13 protein-coding genes, 1 CRISPR repeat array and 1 riboswitch are annotated in these 21,231 nt (G+C 46.6%); of the genes, 3 read left to right on the top strand and 10 right to left on the bottom strand.

What is annotated here, in order from left to right:
- Window positions 1-106: 106 nt before the first annotated feature.
- Window positions 107-169: riboswitch (Fluoride riboswitch) on the bottom strand.
- Between the two features lie 183 nt (window positions 170-352).
- Complete coding sequence (locus AAHF22_RS17760; protein WP_347326366.1) at window positions 353-1,300, top strand: ATP-binding protein; 948 nt, start codon at window positions 353-355, stop codon at window positions 1,298-1,300.
- Between the two features lie 82 nt (window positions 1,301-1,382).
- Window positions 1,383-2,294 carry a tetratricopeptide repeat protein gene (locus AAHF22_RS17755; RefSeq protein WP_347326365.1) on the top strand — a complete coding sequence of 304 codons (912 nt, stop codon included), beginning with the start codon at window positions 1,383-1,385 and terminating at the stop codon, window positions 2,292-2,294.
- A 409-nt stretch (window positions 2,295-2,703) separates the two neighbouring features.
- Here the strand turns inward: AAHF22_RS17755 and AAHF22_RS17750 are convergent, their stop codons facing one another.
- From AAHF22_RS17750 to AAHF22_RS17705, 10 genes are all read right to left on the bottom strand, one after another.
- Complete coding sequence (locus AAHF22_RS17750; RefSeq protein ID WP_347326364.1) at window positions 2,704-4,023, bottom strand: replication-associated recombination protein A; 1,320 nt, start codon at window positions 4,021-4,023, stop codon at window positions 2,704-2,706.
- Between the two features lie 520 nt (window positions 4,024-4,543).
- On the bottom strand, window positions 4,544-6,706 hold the full coding sequence (locus tag AAHF22_RS17745) for a HelD family protein (protein WP_347326363.1): 2,163 nt from the start codon (window positions 6,704-6,706) through the stop codon (window positions 4,544-4,546).
- Between the two features lie 343 nt (window positions 6,707-7,049).
- A complete protein-coding gene (locus AAHF22_RS17740; RefSeq protein ID WP_347326362.1) occupies window positions 7,050-7,643 on the bottom strand; it encodes a hypothetical protein in 594 nt (197 codons plus the stop codon).
- Window positions 7,644-7,926: 283 nt separating this feature from the next.
- Complete coding sequence (locus AAHF22_RS17735; RefSeq protein ID WP_347326361.1) at window positions 7,927-8,682, bottom strand: tRNA threonylcarbamoyladenosine dehydratase; 756 nt, start codon at window positions 8,680-8,682, stop codon at window positions 7,927-7,929.
- 440 nt (window positions 8,683-9,122) lie between these two features.
- Window positions 9,123-10,904, bottom strand: coding sequence for an aspartate--tRNA ligase (aspS, locus tag AAHF22_RS17730; RefSeq protein WP_347326360.1), 1,782 nt, complete (start codon window positions 10,902-10,904; stop codon window positions 9,123-9,125).
- Window positions 10,905-10,946: 42 nt separating this feature from the next.
- Window positions 10,947-12,191, bottom strand: a complete 1,245-nt coding sequence (gene hisS, locus AAHF22_RS17725) for a histidine--tRNA ligase (RefSeq protein ID WP_347326359.1) — start codon at window positions 12,189-12,191, stop codon at window positions 10,947-10,949.
- Between the two features lie 1,667 nt (window positions 12,192-13,858).
- On the bottom strand, window positions 13,859-14,314 hold the full coding sequence (locus AAHF22_RS17720) for a hypothetical protein (protein WP_347326358.1): 456 nt from the start codon (window positions 14,312-14,314) through the stop codon (window positions 13,859-13,861).
- A gap of 108 nt (window positions 14,315-14,422) precedes the next feature.
- Complete coding sequence (locus tag AAHF22_RS17715; RefSeq protein ID WP_347326357.1) at window positions 14,423-14,929, bottom strand: type 1 glutamine amidotransferase domain-containing protein; 507 nt, start codon at window positions 14,927-14,929, stop codon at window positions 14,423-14,425.
- Between the two features lie 655 nt (window positions 14,930-15,584).
- Window positions 15,585-16,162: a CRISPR direct-repeat array (repeat unit 32 nt; unit sequence ATTTCAATCCACACTCCCGCACGGGGAGCGAC).
- 145 nt (window positions 16,163-16,307) lie between these two features.
- The gene (gene dtd, locus AAHF22_RS17710) at window positions 16,308-16,775 is read right to left on the bottom strand and encodes a D-aminoacyl-tRNA deacylase (RefSeq protein WP_347326356.1); all 468 of its coding nucleotides are present in this window, start codon (window positions 16,773-16,775) and stop codon (window positions 16,308-16,310) included.
- Window positions 16,776-17,111: 336 nt separating this feature from the next.
- Window positions 17,112-19,292, bottom strand: a complete 2,181-nt coding sequence (locus tag AAHF22_RS17705) for a RelA/SpoT family protein (protein WP_347326355.1) — start codon at window positions 19,290-19,292, stop codon at window positions 17,112-17,114.
- Window positions 19,293-19,648: 356 nt separating this feature from the next.
- Here AAHF22_RS17705 and uraA point away from each other — a divergent pair, with 356 nt between their 5' ends.
- Window positions 19,649-20,968, top strand: a complete 1,320-nt coding sequence (gene uraA / locus AAHF22_RS17700) for a uracil permease (protein ID WP_347326354.1) — start codon at window positions 19,649-19,651, stop codon at window positions 20,966-20,968.
- The last annotated feature ends 263 nt before the right edge of the window (window positions 20,969-21,231 follow it).

Genomic DNA, 21,231 nt, shown 5'->3' with positions numbered 1-21,231 from the left:
TCTTCTTCAAACATACCGATCCGTCGGGTTCATTAATCCAGCTTTGTCCTCTCCACTTCCAGCGCACAAAAAACTCCTACCTGAATAAAACATGGATCACCCATGTGTACAGGTAGGAGTCATTAGCTGAGGTCAGCGGTTCATGGCGAACTCCATCGCCGATTAAATTAGTTTTATCATACTGTATTCCGCCCCATGTGTAAATATGTATACACCCTGCGCTACTTCCTATCCTGCTCGTCTCGATATGAGAAAACCGAATTCCATAGTGGTGAACCTAGCGTAGTATGAGTTATGATGTTACTACATTAGCGCGCTTAGCAACATAAATCTACATATGGAGTGGTGTACAATGAGCGATGATCACGAACAACGCCGCAAAAATCTCAAAGTGATTCAATTTGATAAAGATTCCAATGATCTGATCGAGCTGGAAAAGCCTGTTATTACGTTTGATGATGTGGGCGGTATGGAGGAGATCAAAAAGAAAATTCGCATGAACTTTATCCTCCCTCTAAAGCAACCGGAACTATTTGCTGCTTATGGCAAAAAGGCAGGCGGTTCCATTCTGCTATACGGGCCACCTGGCTGTGGAAAAACATTTCTCGCACGTGCGGTAGCCGGTGAAATTAACGCTAGCTTTTTGCATCTGGAATTACAGGCAATTCTGTCGATGTATGTAGGCGGTAGCGAGCACAATTTGCATGATGTATTTGAAAAAGCACGTGCAGAATCACCATGTATTCTGTTTATCGATGAACTGGATGCACTCGGTGGAAGTCGCCACAATATGCGTCAGCATCATGATCGGATGCTGGTGAACCAGTTGCTACTGGAATTGGACGGATTGGCAAGCTTTAATGAAAATGTATTTATTATCGGCGCGACCAATACGCCGTGGTATTTGGATTCAGCGCTGCGTCGACCCGGACGATTTAACAATCTACTATTCGTCTCCCCTCCAGAAGAATCGGAACGGAGCACGATTCTTGATCTGAAACTACAGGATAAGCCGGCTGATTCGATTAATCTGAAAAAGTTAGCTGCGAATACGGCACTCTTTTCCGGGGCTGATCTGGATCAGCTTGTACGCGATACGATCGAAATTGCCCTGGAGCGTGCAATGGAAACAGGCGAAATTCAGCCATTGACGGATCTCGATTTCAACCGTGCGCTCAAAACACGTCAGCCTTCCACGACCGAATGGTTCGCTACAGCGCGTAACTACGCTACATTTAGCGATACGAACGGCGAATATACAGCGGTGCTCGATTATATTAAAAAGCATAAAATTCGCTAGTTCATGCTTGATGCTGCCAAATCGCTAGTGTCAGACCACGGAGCACGATTTGGCATCCACTTTACCATTAGGGGAGCCGCTTATGAGTAATTATACAAACGAGCCTGATCTGTCCAGCCTGCGATCGGAGCGGATCGATCGTCTGATCGAATGGGAACGTTATGATGAGGCGCTACGTGAAGCTGGCGAATGGTTACGTGAAGCGCCGGAAATGCCAGAGCCGTATAATGCACTATCTACGATTTACATGCATATGGAAGAATATGATAAAGCGCTGGAAAGTACGACTCAAGCTTTACGCATGGAACCGGACAATGAAGATGCCTGGGTCATCCGTGCTTTTGTCTATTATGATCAGCGCAATTGGGAGCTGATGCAGCAAGCCGTAGCAGAAGCATTGCGTATTAATCCGTATCGTGCCCATCTGTATTATTTGATGGGTAATATGTACAATATGAAGGGCAAATTTCCGCAAGCCGCAGAGCAGGTAAAAGAAGCGCTGCGTATATTTCCACAGAGCGGATTGTATCTGGCACTGTATAGCTATGTATTAGCGAACTTACATCAGAAGCAAGCTTCGCAAGAAGTCGCACTGGAAGCACTGCAATACGATGTGGAACAGCCGCAAACGTTTATGTATTTAGGCTGGGCAGCAGAACAACGTGGCGATGCCAAAACGGCAAAGCAGATGATGGAACAGGCGATTCGACTAGCTCCAAACAATGAACAGATTCGTACTGAATATTTGGAGGCTATGCAAAAGAACTACTGGTTTTATCGCATCTTTACGCTGCCTTTATTTTTACGCAAGTTAAAAGGCTGGCAACTGTTACTTATCTGGATGGCTTCATGGGTGCTGTTCCGTCCTTTATTGATCATACTGATCGTGCTATACATCGTGAGCCATCTGCTTAGTAAAACTTTTGTTCATTTGCAGGTGTATGGTTGGCATCGTGCTCCGAAAAGTAAAAAGAAGAAGAGGAAGAAATCCTAGTAGCGGATAGATAGTTATCGTTATCATATTAAGCCCGCTGATTTTGCATGAACATCCGTGCGAGATCAGCGGGCTTTTTGGGTATGACTATAAACTATGGATTAGTTACGAATATGGGTATAACAATACGTAGTACATCTCCTTACGCTGATCTGTATCGTTTGATTACTGCACTCACTTACATTATCAGCTTTTTCTATACGAGTGCTCTTCATCTCTTAGTTTCTTGGTTTCCTGGTTTCTTGGTTTCCTGGTTTCTTAGCATCTTAATAGATCTTAGTTTTCAACTCATTGGATAGTATATATGTTCATGTATATCGACACAGAACATATTGTTGCGATCACGCTAACGGCATTGGATAGTACATGTGTTCATTGATGTCAACGGATCATAGCAATCGCTACACCCTCAATTCTTCCCACGCCGCCGCTCCTGATTCAGCTTAATCTTCGACTCATTTCCCTGCTCGGTCGCCTTGTAAAACACACGCCCGGATAAATTTTTCGGCAAATATTCCTGTTCCACATAATGATTCGGGAAATTGTGCGGATACTGGTAGCCTTCATGGCCAAGCTGGGCAGAGCCTTTGTAATGCGTATCACGCAAATGCAAGGGTACTTCAGCCGACTTCACTTCGTCCATCGCCGACATCGCGCGTGAAATGGCTGTATACACCGCATTCGACTTTGGACTTTCCACCGCAAACAAAATCGCCTGTGCGATATTCAGCTTCGCTTCCGGCCAGCCATTTGTACGATACGCATCCAGTGCACCAAGTGCCTGCACCATCGCCTGCGGATTCGCCAGTCCGATATCTTCACTACTGGCGGCAATCAGCCGGCGAATAAATGTCATCGGGTCCATACCGAGCTTTTCCACCGCATATAGAAACCAGAACAACGCCGCATCACTGGAACCGCGAATACTTTTATGAAAAGCCGATAGCACATCATACTGAGTCGACTCATCTGCACGTACAATCGGACGCCGAATCGATTCCTCTGCCACCTCAAGTGTCACATGAATCGTACCGTCCGTCTGCGGTGGCGTAGTGAGCGCGGCTAGCTCTAACGCATTGAGCGCACGCCGCACATCTCCATTCGCCATCGAAGCGATATGTTCCAGCGCAGCAGCATCGACTTGTAGCTGCATAAAACCGAGTCCACGCTCTGTATCTGCCAGCGCACGCTGCATCGCAATTAAGGAATGCTCTCGACCGAGCGCATGCAGTTGAAATAATGTAGATCGGCTCATCAACGCGCCATTCACATAATGAAATGGATTTTCCGTCGTCGCTCCGATAAAGATAATCGTGCCCTTTTCCACAGCGGGAAGCAATGCATCCTGTCTGGAACTATTAAAACGATGCACCTCATCCAAAAACAAAATCGTCTTCGTACCATATAACGACTTATTCGTTCCGGCACGTTCAATAACTTCACGCACATCTTTTACCGTCGCATCGACCGCATTCAGACGTACAAATTCACCTTTCGTATGACGGGAAATAATATGAGCGAGCGTCGTTTTGCCACAGCCGGGCGGCCCGTACAAAATGATCGACGACACCTGATCCGCTTCAATCGCCCGGCGCAGCAGTTTGCCCGGGCCTACAATATCTTCCTGCCCAATATATTCATCCAGCGACTGCGGACGCATCCGATCCGCCAGCACGCCCATGCCATCTGAAGCCGTATGGTTTTGTTCGTTAAAGGAGAACAGATCCATGGAGTCACATCCTTTTATCCTATCCGGCTATTGCACGGTATAGTTCATTAACTGGTTGACATGATCGTTCATCCTTCACGATCTGCCTTCACTATTTTACCACTGTATGTCTGGATTGAAAAAGAAAGAAGCCTTCTGCCGCTATACCCTGTTCGCCCCTATCGTTCACTCCTTTCTGTAAAAAGGTAAGTGACAATAGGGGTGTTCAAGGTATATAAGGCAGAAAAGCTTCTTTGCCGAGCCAATTGTATAGAGAGCCTATAGAGTCAATCCTGTACTTTGCTATACGAGCTGAACTCTTTAGCTATAATCTCTTATCGTTTGGTTTCGTATGATGTTTTTCTTGTACGTTTCTCTTCTATTTGTGTCTGTATTCAGTATCTGTATTCGTTAGCTTGTCATCGTCACTCTAATCTATATTTTTGTGAATAGGCCATGCTATACGCTTTGTAAATATATCATACGTCATACGCTGTATAAGAATACAACCTCGCTGACTCCCATCTTATACAGTTGTTGATTACACGTCTGCCGTCTCCATATCTGGCTTCGGCTCTCGTACATAATCCGGCAATATGTCTCCACAAAGTAACCATAGCTCATGCAGCGCCCGTGTGCAGCCAACATATAGCAGCCGTGCATCCCACGGATCATCCGCATAATGCGCTGCATCCACATCCGTCAGCAGCACCGCATCGAACTCCAACCCTTTCGATAAATACACTGGCAAAATGGAATGTCCACCCTGATACGTCGCTTTTCCACCGTCGATCAGATGCAATTCCAATCCAGCGGCGGTTAGCTGTTCGTGTAATGCTCGCGCTTCATGCAGTGTGCGTGTCAAAATCGCACTTGTACGGAACTCTTTCGCTTGCAGTTCCTGCCAGCGCTCGATGATCGCTTCCACTCGTTGCTCGCTCGGATACGGTAACAATCGCACCGGATCACCACTACGGAATACCGGCACCGCTGTAATTCCATTACGCACACCATGCTCTAAAATAATATTGGCAAACTCAATAATTTCCATCGTCGAACGATAGCTTCGCGTTAGTGGAAAATAATCCGTTTGCTGTGTGTTAAACAGGCTACTCATCTCCTGCCAATCATGCACACCGCGATACGCATGAATGCCCTGCGACAGATCGCCCAAAATCGTAAACGAACCACCGCGCACATACTGATTCAGCAAAGCGACATGAAATGGCGAAAAGTCCTGCGCTTCATCAATGACAACATGGTCAAATCGATGCTTGCTGTCCATCTCATGCAACAAGGTATGGATGTATACAAGTGCAGGTAAGTCTTCATCGCGAATACGGTCTTTTTTCAGCTCGGCCGAAACGGATTTTAGCATGCCTGTGGGCAATTGCGACCAGATCGCTTCCAGTTGCTCGGCATTAACAGCGCTTTTACCTACTTTGAACAATTGTTTATACAGAGCAAGCGGTTCGTAGCGCGGCCATTTGGTCGCATATGATTTCTCACGCTGTGCTGCCTTTTTACGGCGTTCTTTACGAATTGCTTCCGATGGTGCGTTCTTTAGCTCCATCTCGATCCAGCGATGCAAGCGGGCAAGCACACGTTCTTTACGCCGAGCAAGCGGATACGGACGATACTCGACATTGTACCATTCCAAAATCTGCTCTCTCGTCAGCACTTTGCCATCCCACGGACTGAAGTCTTGCTCTGGCACCGAATGCTGCTCCAGCAAACCGACATATTGCTGCAATAGCTCCATAAATGCCAGCGAGCCTTTGTACCGGGATGGCGTAGTATCGCTCACTTGGGGTCGCTGATTCGTCTCAAACCATTCCTCATACGTTTCTGCCGCAGGAACGAGACGAAGATCGCTTTCCAGTAGCTGCTGTGCCCAATCGGCAAACGTGCTTTGCTGAATATCGCCGACACCAAGTTCTGGCAACACTTCGGAAATATAATCTAAAAACATATGGTTCGGTGCAAAAATAATCATACGCTCTGCCGATACCTGCTCCTGATATTGATACAATAGGAAGGCAAGGCGATGCAGCGCTACCGTCGTTTTACCACTACCGGCAACGCCCTGAATGATCAGCGCCGTATTTTTGGCTGCGCGGATAATGCGATCCTGTTCTGCCTGAATGGTGGATACGATATCCCGCAGTTTATTATCTTTATTTTCGCCCAGTCGATAGACGAGAAATTCATCGGTGACGACAGGCTCACTACTTTCACGATCATACGTATCGGCAAGCCGCTCCAGCATCCGCTGCCGGATCACCAGGTTCCGCTTAAGAAACACAAGTCCCTGTACAAGCCCTTCCGGCGCTTCATACTCAGCGATTTCTTCACCACCGGTGAACGAGTAAAATAAGCTCGCCACCGGCGCACGCCAATCGACGACGAGCGGCTCTTCATCGATCTCACTTTTACCCACACCCACTTTACCGATATATAGCGGACGCCGTTCGCCCTGCTCGCCTTCCGCAAAGTCGAGTCGGCCAAAATATGGCTCTTTCGCGCTTTTCGTTAGCGTCTGTCGCTGTTGTTCGCGCCCTGCTTCCAGCACCTGCTCAGTAAAGTCATGTCCGGTATAGATCGAAATGTCCGTCAGTCGCTTGAGCTGCGCATCTACCTCTTCCAGCGTGAGCAGCAGCTTGCTGTGCTCTTCTTGATAGGCACTTTGAAAATCTTTGTCCATTTCAGTTACCTCCTAAGAACATCATTATGTGTCCCCTGTCCCGCAAATAACGAGTAAAAAGCACACCCAGTCCGCTCCAAGACCAGACATGGCGATGGAGTGTTGAATGTACTTTTCATATGTTTGCGCTTTGTTTATAGTTTGAGCCATAAAAGTATCCGTGCGCATCATCGATTTGATGCATTTCGGAACAAAGGATGTTTAGTGTAGCATAGTTTGGAGGGGAGCGCTAGTAGCAATTGTTAGAGAGAGGTATAGCGATTATTGCAGTTAAATGTATCGCTGGTTGCGTAAAAAGGCGATAGTTGCGCGTTATGTTCATCAAACTTTTTGCTCTATGTCGTCAAAAAATTTGTGTATGCTTGATCCGTGTGCCCATTTTCAGCATTTCAGCTTCCAGATGTTCGCCAAAAATAATGCCTGTTTCGTCCAGCGCATTATAGACCGAAAAGCCGCCCTGATTTGTAGTGATATATAGACCACTTAATAACCAGCTTGAGTGCTTTGTACCGTTCTGTTCTGGAAATTGCTTATTATCAATCACTACCGTTTCGAAGCCGTATTCTTCAATCGCTAATGAAAGTATGCTCGCTCCTCTAAAATGTTCTGTAAAGGCGGAATAGCTTCTCCATTCGTATGTAAATACTCCATATCCCTCTATATTTAATACGTCTAAAGCCTGCTTACAATCGATCTCATTAAAACTTATCGCCATATCATCCAGTTTGTAACAGCAAATCTCTAATTGGTCATGTTCTAATTGCACTAGAAAAGGCGCATCCGCATTATGCTCATCATAATGCACATCCCACATCATCATGCTATCCTGAATAACCTGATGTTTAAGAGCGTGTAGACGTTCCATTAAAGTCTGATTCTGTTGAATTTCTTCTACCGTCGTATGCCAGACCGGTTGATAGCTTGGAATATTAAACATGCTCTACCTCCTCTTTTCTAAACATAAAGCTGGTTACATCTATTGTTGACGCGTCATCGCAATAACAGATGTAGCCAGCTTATTCAAAAGATTAATCCAGTACAATGCTAATTGGAGCAATTGGTCGATACCTCAAAAGCTGTTTGCAGAAGCTGCATTCGCAGACTTATATGCAAGCTACTTATACGCAAGCTCCTATGGATGTCGCACAACCTGTATTTTCATACAACAGGCGCTATGCAAAACAATCAGCGCTTGGCTTGATGCATCATAAAATCAAACCTTAAACCTCAATCCCATTCTTCTCCAACAACTCCCGCACAACGACACTCACCATAATCAACCCCGCTACTGGTGGCACAAACGCATTACTCGCCGGTGGCTGCTTCGCTTTGCGGATTTCCGGCGCATTATCAGGTACGATCTTTTGCGTCACATCCTGACGCGGCTTCATCGGTTCCTCGGTCGAAAATACGACTTTGACGCCTTTGCGAATGCCTTCTTTACGCAATCGGGTGCGCACGACGCGCGCAATCGGGTCCATATGCGTTTTAGAGATATCCGCTACCTGGAAGCGAGTCGGGTCCATTTTGTTAGCGGCCCCCATACTGGAAATGATCGGGATGCCGCGCTCCAGACACTGCTTGATCAGATGGATTTTGTAAATGATTGTATCCGACGCATCGACCACATAATCAAGATCGTATTTGAACAATTCCTCATACGTCTCTTCGGTATAAAACATATTCAGTGCAATCGCTTCGCATTCCGGGTTGATCAGCTTCACACGCTCGACCATCAGGTCTGCTTTTTTCTGGCCGACGGTTGTCGTTAACGCATGAATTTGACGGTTAATATTCGTAATATCGACGACGTCTTTGTCGATCAAAATAATCCGACCTACACCTGTACGCGCCAGTGCTTCAACGGCGATACCACCTACACCGCCAATACCGAGCACGGCAACTGTACTATTTTTCATCACTTCAATGCCTTCCGGACCAAACGCTAGCTCGGTACGGGAAAATTGATTCAGCATTCAAGTTCAGCTCCTTTCCATTTACGTGTATTGTTGCGTAGCGTATATAGCTTCATGTCGATGTCTGTGTGATCTTCATATGGATACAGTCATTGCAGTTGAACATAAAGTCTAACTACGTCCATGTAAAAACAAGCGCCTACTGGAGCAATATACAAAACAGGTTAGATACTTATCATACGATACTACCTGCACTGCAACCTAAATGTTTCCCTATACAAGCGATATGTTCTACTCGCCGCTACATATAGCGGTTATTTCCATATCATCACAGTTTATTTTACAACATATTAGCTCTACACTGACTTCGCATCAGCTCTATACATAATGATCCATGATACCACATACCCACAAAACAACTGCTGCAATCGTCCAATGAGCGATTGCAGCAGTTATGGGTAGTACGCTTATACATCATGCAGATACATCAGTTTGGATGATTAGCTTTTGTCGACAACGAGTTTTTTCGGTGCCAGACGGATATGCAGATCTTCCAATTGTGACGCTTCGACTGGAGCCGGAGCATCCATCAGCAGATCGGTTGCATTCGCTGTTTTCGGGAATGCGATCGTTTCACGCAGGTTTGTACGACCAGCCAGCAGCATAACGAGACGGTCGAGACCGAACGCGATACCGCCGTGTGGAGGCGTACCATATTCAAATGCATCCATCAAGAAGCCGAATTGCTCACGTGCTGCTTCGGGTGTGAAACCGAGCATTTCGAACATTTTCTCTTGCAGTTCACGTTTGTAAATACGCTGGGAACCGCCACCCACTTCATAACCGTTCAATACGATATCGTAAGCTTGCGCGCGGATTTTTCCAGGATCTGTATCGAACAGTTCCAGATCTTCTTCGTATGGACGTGTGAACGGATGGTGTTCTGCTACATAACGTTTGGAGTTCTCGTCATAACCGAGCAGTGGGAAGTCTACCACCCATGCAAATTTATATACGCTATCGTCGATCAGGCCGAGGTCGCGACCGATTTTTAGACGCAGTGCGCCAAGTACATCGGCAACGACTTGCTTTTTGTCTGCCGAGAATAGCAACAGGTCGCCTTCTTCTGCACCTGTCGTCTCACGCAGTTGCTGAACTTCTTCCTCACCGAGGAACTTAACGATTGGACCGCGGAATTCGCCTTCTTTCACTTGAATCCATGCCAGACCTTTGGCACCGTAGCGCTTCGCATAGGGCTCCAGGCTATCGATCTCTTTACGTGTCCATGTGCCACAACCTTTAGCGTTGAGCACTTTCACTTCACCGCCGTTTTCGATCACGGATGCGAATACTTTAGCACCGCTGTTTGCAACGATATGGCTCACGTTAACGAGTTCCAGACCAAAGCGCAGGTCCGGTTTATCTGAGCCGTATTTGTCCATCGCTTCAGCGTGCGTAATGCGTTGGAATGGAGTTGGGATATCCACATTGATCGTTTCTTTAAACAGACGCACCATCAGTTGCTCCATCATACCGAGCAGCTCGTCACGCTCAATAAATGAAGTCTCAATGTCGACCTGCGTAAACTCAGGTTGACGGTCTGCACGAAGATCTTCATCGCGGAAACAACGAGCGATCTGGTAGTAACGCTCCAGTCCACTCACCATGAGCAATTGTTTGTAAATTTGCGGCGATTGTGGCAGTGCGAAAAATTCGCCTTCATGCACACGGCTTGGTACGAGATAGTCACGCGCACCTTCCGGTGTACTTTTCGTCAAAATCGGTGTTTCCACGTCGATAAAACCGTGATCGTCCAGGAAATCACGGAAAATCTTCGTTGCTTTCGAACGCAGCATTAACGTTTTTTGCATTTCTGGACGACGCAGATCGAGGTAACGGTATTTCATACGCAGCGACTCGTCCACTTCAACACCATCTTCGATAAAGAATGGAGGGGTTTTAGCAGCGTTGATCACTTCGATGTCAGTAATCCGCACTTCGATATCGCCTGTTGGTAGGTTGGCGTTGATCGTTTCTTCGTCACGACGAACAACTTCACCTTTAACCGCCAGTACGTATTCACTACGTACACGATCGGCAATTTGCAATGCATCGCCGGAAAATGCCGGGTTAAATACGATCTGTACAATACCTGTACGGTCACGCAGATCGATAAACAGTACGCCTCCCAGGTCACGACGAGTTTGCACCCAGCCGTTCAATGTTACCGTTTCGCCAATGCTGGCAGCGGTCAATTGTCCGCAGTTATGAGTCCTTAACATGGTATACTCTCCTTTTATCCAATACTGAATTGGGATTGCGATTTATTTTAAATGGTCAGCAAGCTGAGCCAGTTTTACATTTTGTTGTTCACCGGTAGCCATCGCTTTTAGCGAAATTTCACCACGTGATAGCTCATCGTCTCCGAGAATCGCCGTGTAACGCGCCTGGAAACGGTCAGCCGACTTCATCTGTGCTTTGATTTTGCGACCAAGATAGTCACGCTCAGCAGAGAAACCGAGTGTACGTAGCTTGAACAGTTGTTTCACGGTCTCTTGTTCAGCCGCTTCGCCAATCGCTACCAGATAGACGTCAAGTGGTTTCACCGCAGGCACTTCCACTTGCTGACTTGCCAGAATAAGTTGCAGGCGCTCCATCCCGATACCAAAGCCGATGCCCGGTTGATCCGGTCCGCCCACTTCAGCAACGAGCTTGTTGTAACGTCCGCCGCCACCGATCGTATCGATCGCACCGATACCCTGCGCTTTGTATTCAAACGCGGTATGTGTGTAATAATCCAGACCACGTACAAGACGCTCATTCACCTGATACGGAATCTCCATCGCGGTCAGATGATCTTTCACCTGCTGGAAGTACGCTGCACTTTCTTCATCCAGACTATCCAAAATGGACGGTGCACCGACAAATTTATCCTGATCGACTTTGCAGTCGAGTACACGCATCGGGTTGCGTTCCATCCGATGCTGGCAGTCTTTGCATAGCGTCTCTTTCATCGGACGCAGGAAGCCGAGCAACGCTTCATTGTAAGCTGCACGTGTCTCCGATGTACCGACCGAGTTAATTTCAACCGACACGTCTTTCAGTCCAAGCTCTTTGAAAAATTGCAAGCCAAGCGCTATCACTTCCACATCAATCGCTGGATCAACCGAACCAAACGCCTCGACACCAAACTGGTGAAATTGACGATACCGCCCTGCCTGTGGACGCTCATAACGGAACATCGGTCCCATATAATACAGCTTGCTCACATCCGGCTCACCATACAGCTTATTCTCTGCATAGGCGCGAACGACACCTGCTGTCCCTTCTGGACGCAGTGTCATACTGCGATGACCTTTATCCTCGAATGTGTACATTTCTTTCTGTACGACATCCGTCGTTTCGCCGACACCGCGCTGGAACAGCTCGGTTTGCTCAAACATCGGTGTACGAATCTCCCGATAGTTAAAACGTCTGCACAAATCTCTTGCTTTTTCTTCGACATATTGCCATTTCTCCACAGTACCCGGCAGAAAATCCTGCGTGCCTGTTGGTTTTTGAAACGCCATAATTATTGCTCCTCCTTCTTAGCTGGAAACCAGTGACCGGTTAACGATATGGATTAGAAAACACAAAAAGCCCCACGTCACTGTTCGTTAATACAAACAGGGACGAGGGACTGGATTTACCATTCACCCGTGGTGCCACCCACATTTCGAATGTTGCCGCTTGGACGGCTATGCTTTGTTCATCGATTTCATTGTTGCAAAAATGCACACTAGAAAATCGGCCAAAGCTACCGGATACAACCCATCCGGATACATTCGCTTCATTAAGCGGTTAACGCCCGCTGACTACGCATGAGGTTACTTGGATTCCAAAAGTAGCATGGAACGAAGCATAAGCTTGTCCATTTCGCGATAGGGTTATGCCCATGTACACGAATGCGTACTTTTCTATCTTTCACATCATGTTCTCGGGGAGGTCTTTTCGCACCGTCGTTCAGGGAACCCTTGCAGCCCAGGGGAATTCCTCTCTTTTTCCAAAATGGAACTGTCCGTTATCGGTGTTACTTTTCCCGTCTAGGAATCATTCATACAGTTTCATAGATAAGTGATATGGATATTTTGCTTTGCAAAAATCCTTTTTTCATTTTACCCCGTGTGAGGAAATCACTCACACTGAAGAGGTATGGATATTTTGCTTTGCAAAAATCCTTTTTTCATTTTACCCCGTGTGAGGAAATCACTCACACTGAAGAGGTATGGATATTTTGCTTTGCAAAAATCCTTTTTTCATTTTACCCCGTGTGAGGAAATCACTCACACTGAAGAGGTATGGATATTTTGCTTTGCAAAAATCCTTTTTTCATTTTACCTCGTGTGAGGAAATCACTCACACTGGACTTGCCTAAATTATAGTATACCATCTTCTCATTGTTCAAGCACTACTTTCCACCAGGAATTTCGTTTCATGACGATTTGGTCCACTTTGCGGAAAGATTGCTTTAATTTATGCAATCCAGCTTGAAAATGACGCTCCAGCTAACGATTAATACGAATCTGTTGCTCATGCTCTGGCGTTCGCTGAAACGGTTTTCCAGTACGCTCATCTACAACGTATAGCTTGGTGACAATGCTAGCCATTATGCAGTATAGATAGATGATTATACTCGGTAGGCTAGAGACAGCTTCGTGTTATATTTACCGATTGTAATGAACTGCTGTGCTAAAGTCAATGCTCTAAGCGCAAAAAAATACCTGCAGCAACGGGCTGCAGGTCAACAAGTATGTTAAAAGGGGGTCATGTGTTCATTATAGATGCACATTGTTAAGGGAAGATGTTTCCTATATTACAGTTTCGTTACAATAGGTATAACTTATGCGATTTGAAAATTAGAATTGTGAGTTGGATTGCCCTTTTTTTATATGATTTTGAGTAGAACCCCCTTATTGCTCACCAGAGTGAATTTTGTCCCAACAATAACAGTTCGTGCGTAGACACCGTATCAAATGGTGCTCTATAAGCAAAAAAATAGCTCTTCCCCACATGTTTATTGAGGAAGAGCTACTTTATACACGCAAGACCATACAGCCACGTAATATGCAATCGATAACTGCCATTTAATGTACTCGGTGAAAGATTAGAATGTAGAATGGGCTGGTTCTTAAATGGAATGATTGAGAACGTTTACACTGCTGTATGGCTTTTTATATACTTTTATATAAACGGTACTCTATTCAAGCACCTCAACAAACGCATTGTTTGTACGCAATTTTTGAACGACGCTCTCTACGTCTGCTTCCATTGCGGTTACGGACAGCACGTATTTAAGATCGTCATAGTCTTTATTCGTTGCGTTCATGGCGCTCCATGCGTCATGATCATCGCGAGCATCACGGTCGGAATCATTATCACGCACTTCGTTACGGTTACCGTCATTGTCGATAATCGCTGTCGGTGGGATAATTGTGCCTGGTCCTGTACCTCCGGCTACTCCGCTTGTTGTACCGCCCGTTGTTCCTCCACCCGCGTTGACTGGCAGCAAGGGTACAAGTACACGTCCACCTTGATTCACCTGACTTTCAAGGCGTCCAACCTCCAGGTTTTTTACGTTCAATGTTTCCAATGAAATACGCGCGCTCTCTGCCTGATCCTCGGTACGAAAGTAAGCCTGAATATGTTGTGTCATCGTCATGACCTCCTCGCTAATGATCAGGCTGTAGCGATCTCCTCTCTACAGCCTGTCGGTTTTGTAGCAAGTAACGTATTGATTACATCCTTACAGTAATTACAACACTTATAGCACTTTCAGCAATTCACGTACAAAGGCTGGCTCATCATCTGGAATACGCGATGTGATCAAGTTGCCATCAACAATCGCTTCGCCATCTTTAAAATTAGCACCTGCGTTGATCATATCCACTTTAAGCGGTGGATACGATGTGATCGTGCGTCCTTTTAACAGATCTGCACTCGCCAAAATTTGTGGACCATGACAGATGGCACCAATCGTTTTGTTGGCGTTATCGATTTCGGTAACAAAATTCAGTACATCCGGATTCAGACGCAGATTTTCTGGAGACGATCCGCCTGGGATCACCAGCGCATCGTAGTCAGATGCTTGTACGTCGGTGATTGCTTTTTCGATTGTATATTCAGCTTTGCCATTTTTACCGGTTACTTTTTGTCCTTTTTCCAGTCCGATAATATCAGCCTCGTGACCCGCTTTTGTCAGCTCGTCGTAAGGTACCTGCATTTCAGAATCCTCGAATTCATTTGCCAGTAGAAACGCTATTTTACTCATGATGTTATCTCCTCTCCTGGATGATCCAATGTACTCTATTCCAATACCCGGTGCTTACAGAGCGGTGATTGATCGTGCTCCTGTTGTTGAAAAGACAAGGTGCAGTCGGCTCAAACACGTTGGTGATACAGTGCCGTGTGCAAGCGGATAGATGGGCTTGGGTTTCGTTAATGTTATTACCCTGTTGTTGAGGGGATATAACATGTTGCTTGGGTGAAAGGTAAGTTTCTTGCTGGGGGTGGTGGAGATGATGAATGTAGCGTATAGAGCGGAGGGTCTAGTAGCGGAGTTGAACTAGGGTGGAAATTATATCAGGTGTACATGGTATTAATGTGGGGTGTGCGGATTAAGGCATTCATGATGATGTTCAGTGGTAACTCCATTTCGAACAAAAATAAGGGCACGGACTCAGGTGGAGCGCAGGAATCTACAAATGTTCTTGAAAATGTAGCTTCCCGCGCTTCAAAGTCGTTCTTTGCCCTTGTTTCCTTTCCATCGTTCTAGTGATGGAGATGATTCGCTTTTAATCCGCATTCCTGTGCAGAAAGTGCCAGTTTGCAGTAAGACAGGTGAGATCAAGCGCATGTTTATTTCGAATGTGGCTCTTGCACAGGGAGTGACGCATGACAACCTATTTCCAACGTTCCACAAACCGATTTCAATCCACACTCCCGCACGGGGAGTGACTAAAAAGTTTTGTAGGTGAGCTGCTCCATGAGCTATTTCAATCCACACTCCCGCACGGGGAGTGACAGAGATTTGCTGAATTCCTTCAATCATCATTTCACATTTCAATCCACACTCCCGCACGGGGAGCGACATGTTGTCCACACTATTCGGTAAGACACAGCAGACAGTCATTTCAATCCACACTCCCGCACGGGGAGCGACCCCGTACAGACACGCAACGTGTCATACGGATCGGCAGAAATTTCAATCCACACTCCCGCACGGGGAGCGACTCGGCTATATCTAATGCTGATGATGCCGATGTGATTATTTCAATCCACACTCCCGCACGGGGAGCGACTTCGGCGCAAACTTAACCGTTACACCCAGCAGCAATTTCAATCCACACTCCCGCACGGGGAGCGACAGGTTATGGCGTGTGTACCGAATCTGATCAAGCTTATTTCAATCCACACTCCCGCACGGGGAGCGACCTATGGGTAGACGAACACTTTCCGTTCATCGGGCAGAAATTTCAATCCACACTCCCGCACGGGGAGCGACTGTACACCCTCTCAGCCCTTACAAATCAATGCAAAAAACGGCTAAAAGTGCGAACCTCTCTTTTAGCCTACTTCAAACCCTGTCAAAAAACAACAAAAAACCCCGCAGCCCTTACTGGGCACGGGGTGCGAACCTCCCAGGGATTTTATGTGAGCTTGGGGTTCGCGTTTTTGGTAGGGCTGTCGATGATCAGGGTAACCGGTCCCCAGTTCGTAAGCGACACGTCCATATCGGCACCGAAAATGCCGGTGGCTACGGTTAGGCCATGTTGTTCCAGTGCCCGATTAAACGCTTCATAGACAGGAATCGCTTCCTCCGGACGGGCGGCTTCGATAAAGCTCGGACGTTTACCTTTGCGCGTATCGCCATACAACGTGAACTGGGACACTGATAAAACTTCGCCACCGATGTCGCTTATACCGAGGTTCATTTTGCCTGCTTCGTCTTCGAAAATACGAATACCAGCGACTTTACCAGCAAGGTACTGGGCATCTTCGATCGTATCGCCGTGCGTAACGCCGACCAGTACCATTAAACCTTTGCCGATTTGTCCTACCGTCTCACCGTTAACGGTGACAGCTGCCTGTTTGCAGCGTTGGATAACTACTCTCATAGGAATGATTCCTTTCGCAAAGAAGATAGATAGAAATATACATCTGAGTAATTTGAGACAGCATGTACTGTATTAGCATATAATGTGTTATCGTCACAGTCATTTTTTCATGGACTATTTTACATATTCGAATCTACAACATTCAAAGCAGTCACGGTTTTTCCATCGATCACATGTAAAATATGAACTTGTCCGATCTTTATCTTACTCGTCATCTCACTCGTCGATTTATGCTATACCAAAAAAGCCAATCACCGCTGCTGACAGCGAGATTGGCTTCCTTCATTGAGCCGTTCTGTCCAGCGGACAAGCAGGCTGGCGCAGCTTTCGATGCGCTTACTGCATAATCCGGTGTACGGTATACACATCCTGCACGCGTTTGATTTTATCCACGACCGATTGCAGATGATCGGTATTGCGGATCATGATCGTCATATGGATCATGGCCATTTTATTTTTATCAGAGCGCCCGGATACAGCCGAGATGTTTGTTTTACTCTCCGCGACGGTTTGCAGCACTTCATTCAGCAAACCACGACGATCGTGACCGGTAATCTCGATATCGACGTTGTAGTTCGCTTCTACTGCTTCTTCCCACTCGACTTCGATAATACGTGCCGATTCGTTCGGATCATCGACATTCGGTACATTGGTACAGTCGCTACGGTGAATCGATACACCGCGTCCGCGTGTAACATAGCCTACGATATCGTCACCAGGTACAGGATTACAACAGCGCGCAAAGCGCACGAGCAAGTTGTCGACCCCTTTGATACTCACGCCATGCGTTGGACGACGTTTTTGCTCAGGAGCAGCTGTTTTTACTTCTTTTACCTGATTGGACAGCTGGATCATATTCGATTCTTCCTGCTCACGACGCAGTTTCTCAGTCAGACGTGTGCAGATTTGCGCGGCGGTAATGCCGCCAAATCCGATCGCGGCTAGCATGTCCTCCACATCGTGGAAGGCAAACTTTTTACCGACTTCCAGCAGTTTATCATCGCCAAGCCATGCGGAAGGCTCCAGGTTCAAGCGCTTGATCTCACGCTCCAGCGCTTCGCGTCCCTTTTGCACATTCTCTTCGCGTTTTTCCTTTTTATACCACTGTTTGATTTTACTGCGCGCATGCGACGATTGTGCGATTTTTAGCCAGTCCTGGCTTGGGCCATACGAATGCTTGGATGTGAGAATCTCAACGATATCGCCTGTTTTAAGACGATGATCGAGCGGTACGATGCGCCCATTAACCTTTGCCCCGATCGTCCGGTTACCAACCTCGGTATGAATGCGATACGCAAAATCGAGCGGCACGGAGCCATTAGGCAATTCGATCACTTCGCCTTTTGGTGTAAACACAAATACAAGATCGGAGAAAAAGTCCATTTTCAGCGATTCCACAAATTCAGAAGCGTCCTGTGCTTCATGTTGAAGCTCCAAAATTTCCTTGAAAAACGGAACTTTATTTTCCATACTGCCACTTGTAGAGCCGCCTTCTTTGTACGCCCAGTGAGCAGCGATACCAAACTCAGCGGTACGATGCATATCCCATGTGCGAATCTGTACTTCGGTCGGCTCGCCATTTGGACCGACAACGGTCGTGTGCAGCGACTGATACATATTGGGCTTAGGCATAGCAATATAATCTTTGAATCGTCCTGGCATCGGCTTCCACAGCGTATGGATAATACCGAGCGTTGCATAACAATCCTTAATATTGTCCACAATGATCCGGATCGCCAGCAGATCATAGATTTCGTTAAATTGTTTGTTTTTGTTCGTCATCTTCTGGTAGACGCTATAAATATGCTTTGGTCGACCTGACAGATCGGCTTCGATACCCATTTCCTGCAATTTCTCACGAATACGCACGATAACATTGTCGATATACTGTTCACGTTCTGCGCGCTTTTTGTGCATCAAATTCGCAATCCGGTAATATTGCTGCGGATTCAAGTAACGGAGTGCAATATCTTCCATCTCCCACTTGATCGCGGAAATACCGAGACGGTGAGCAACCGGACAGAAGATTTCCAGCGTTTCGTAAGCGATCCGGCGCTGACTTTCTTCGGACTGATATTTCAATGTACGCATATTGTGCAGACGGTCAGCTAGCTTAATGACGATAACGCGAATATCCTGTGCCATCGCGATAAACATTTTACGATAGTTTTCGTTTTGCTGCTCTTCTTTGGAACGGAACTTAATTCGTTCCAGTTTGGTCAATCCGTCGACCAGCATGGCACAGCTTTCACCAAACCGGGTTCGAATCTCGTCAAGGGATACGGTTGTGTCTTCAACAACATCATGCAGCAGCGCAGCGATGATCGAGATGGTGTCCATCTCCATGCCCACCACGATATCTGCAACTGCCAGTGGATGCAAAATATAAGGTTCTCCCGACTTACGCACCTGGCCATGATGAGCCTGATCGGCAAATTCATACGCCTCATGGATACGTTCGAGATCCTTTGGTTTTATATAGGCGGACGCCTTTTCAAGTAATCGCTCTATGCCCATGGAATCGTTGTCGTATCCTTTCTATTCATAAATAACGGTTTGCAAACCGTGAATATATACTTTTCATTTCATAAAACGTGAAAATAAGTTCAACATGGAGCCTGACCCACCTTCTTGCAGCAACAGGCACCAAAAAGGGATTTCCTCTAATTATGCCTCTTGCACAGAGCCGCGTCAACCGTTATACATGAAGGGTTTGTAAAGATTATTGAAACACGATAAGACACCATTTTACATGATTCGTGCGAAAAACGATATTGAAAAAAGCTAGTAAAGTCATTACTCTAGTAAAGATGTAAATTTGCGGGTGTTCCCGTGGACGGACAACAATCATAGATCATAAAGGAGTGAATGCATTGCAACGCGAAATTCAGGTAAATGAAAGACTGCCACTTGGTCCCGGACTGCTGCTCAGTCTACAGCATCTATTCGCCATGTTTGGCAGTACGGTGCTTGTGCCGAATTTGTTCAAAGTGGACCCGGGTATGATTTTGCTGATGAACGGAATCGGTACATTAATCTACATATGGATCTGTCGGGGCAAAATTCCCGCTTACCTCGGCTCCAGCTTCGCTTTTATCGCACCGGTTACACTCGTACTCACGAAGTATGGCTATGGGGATAGCGGCTATTCGCTCGCACTGGGTGCCTTTATCGTCACCGGTGTTATTTTTATACTGGTTGCCCTGCTTGTAAAATATGCTGGTACGGGCTGGATTGATGTTGTATTTCCACCCGCAGCGATGGGCGCCATTGTCGCGTTAATCGGACTGGAGTTAATTCCAGTGGCCGCGCAAATGGCAGGCTTTATCGCTCCCTCTGGTGTGGATGCAGCAACCTGGACGCCGGATGGGCGAGTCATCGCACTATCGCTCATTACGCTTGGTGTCACACTGCTTGGCGCCGTCACCTTCCGCGGCTTTCCGAAAATCATTCATATTCTGATCGGTATTGTGGTCGGCTATGCACTTGCTTTCCCGCTTGGTCTTGCCAACACCGATCCCATCACCAACGCAAGCTTTCTGCAATTGCCTCATATGACTACACCTTCATTTAACCTGTCGGTCATTCTGACGATTATTCCGGTCGCACTGGTCGTGATCGTTGAGCATGTCGGTCACCTGCTCGTAACGAGTAATATCGTAGGCAGAAACTTATCCAAAGACCCAGGTCTGCATCGCTCACTGATGGGTAACGGCTTATCTACCATTTTATCCGGCTTTGTAGGCTCGACTCCGAATACAACGTATGGTGAAAATATCGGCGTTATGGCGCTTACACGTGTTTATTCCGTTTATGTGATCGGTGGCGCTGCAATAATCGCCATCGTCCTCTCGTTCTCCGGTACATTCACCGGAGCGGTATCAGCGATTCCAACACCGGTTATGGGCGGCGTGTCACTGCTATTATTCGGTGTCATTGCAGCCTCCGGTCTACGTATTTTAGTGGAGCAAAAAGTAGACTATTCTAAAGCGCAAAATATGCTGCTCACTACCGTTGTGCTCATTACCGGTCTGAGCGGTGCGACCGTCACATTCGGTACCGTACAACTGAAAGGAATGGCACTGGCAACCATCGTTGGCATTTTGCTGAGCCTGTTCTTCCGTATACTAGAAGTGACAGGGTTGTCCAATGATCGTAACGATGAAGCACCCCCGGCTAAAATTCCAGATTGATTGTATCGAAAATTCAATTGAATTCCGTACTATGAATAGGATCATATACATTCAAACATATACATGTAATTGAATGCGATCTGGGGATGATTGTTCCAACCGTGCTAGCCCCCTACAAGCGAATCACATCACAAAAAGAGCGCCTGTCATCGCTTCGACGATCGGCGCTCTTTTTTATTCAATCTACTTATCAGGATATTACGGTCGAAACAACCATCCTCAGCAAGTCATTTTCTTATAATACGATCTTGCATGTCTGTATC

The sequence above is a fragment of the Paenibacillus wenxiniae genome (assembly GCF_039822605.1).
Taxonomy (GTDB): Bacteria; Bacillota; Bacilli; order Paenibacillales; family Paenibacillaceae; genus Saccharibacillus; species Saccharibacillus wenxiniae.
Note: the sequence above shows the minus strand (reverse complement) of the source record. Positions and strands in the feature narration are given on the sequence as shown.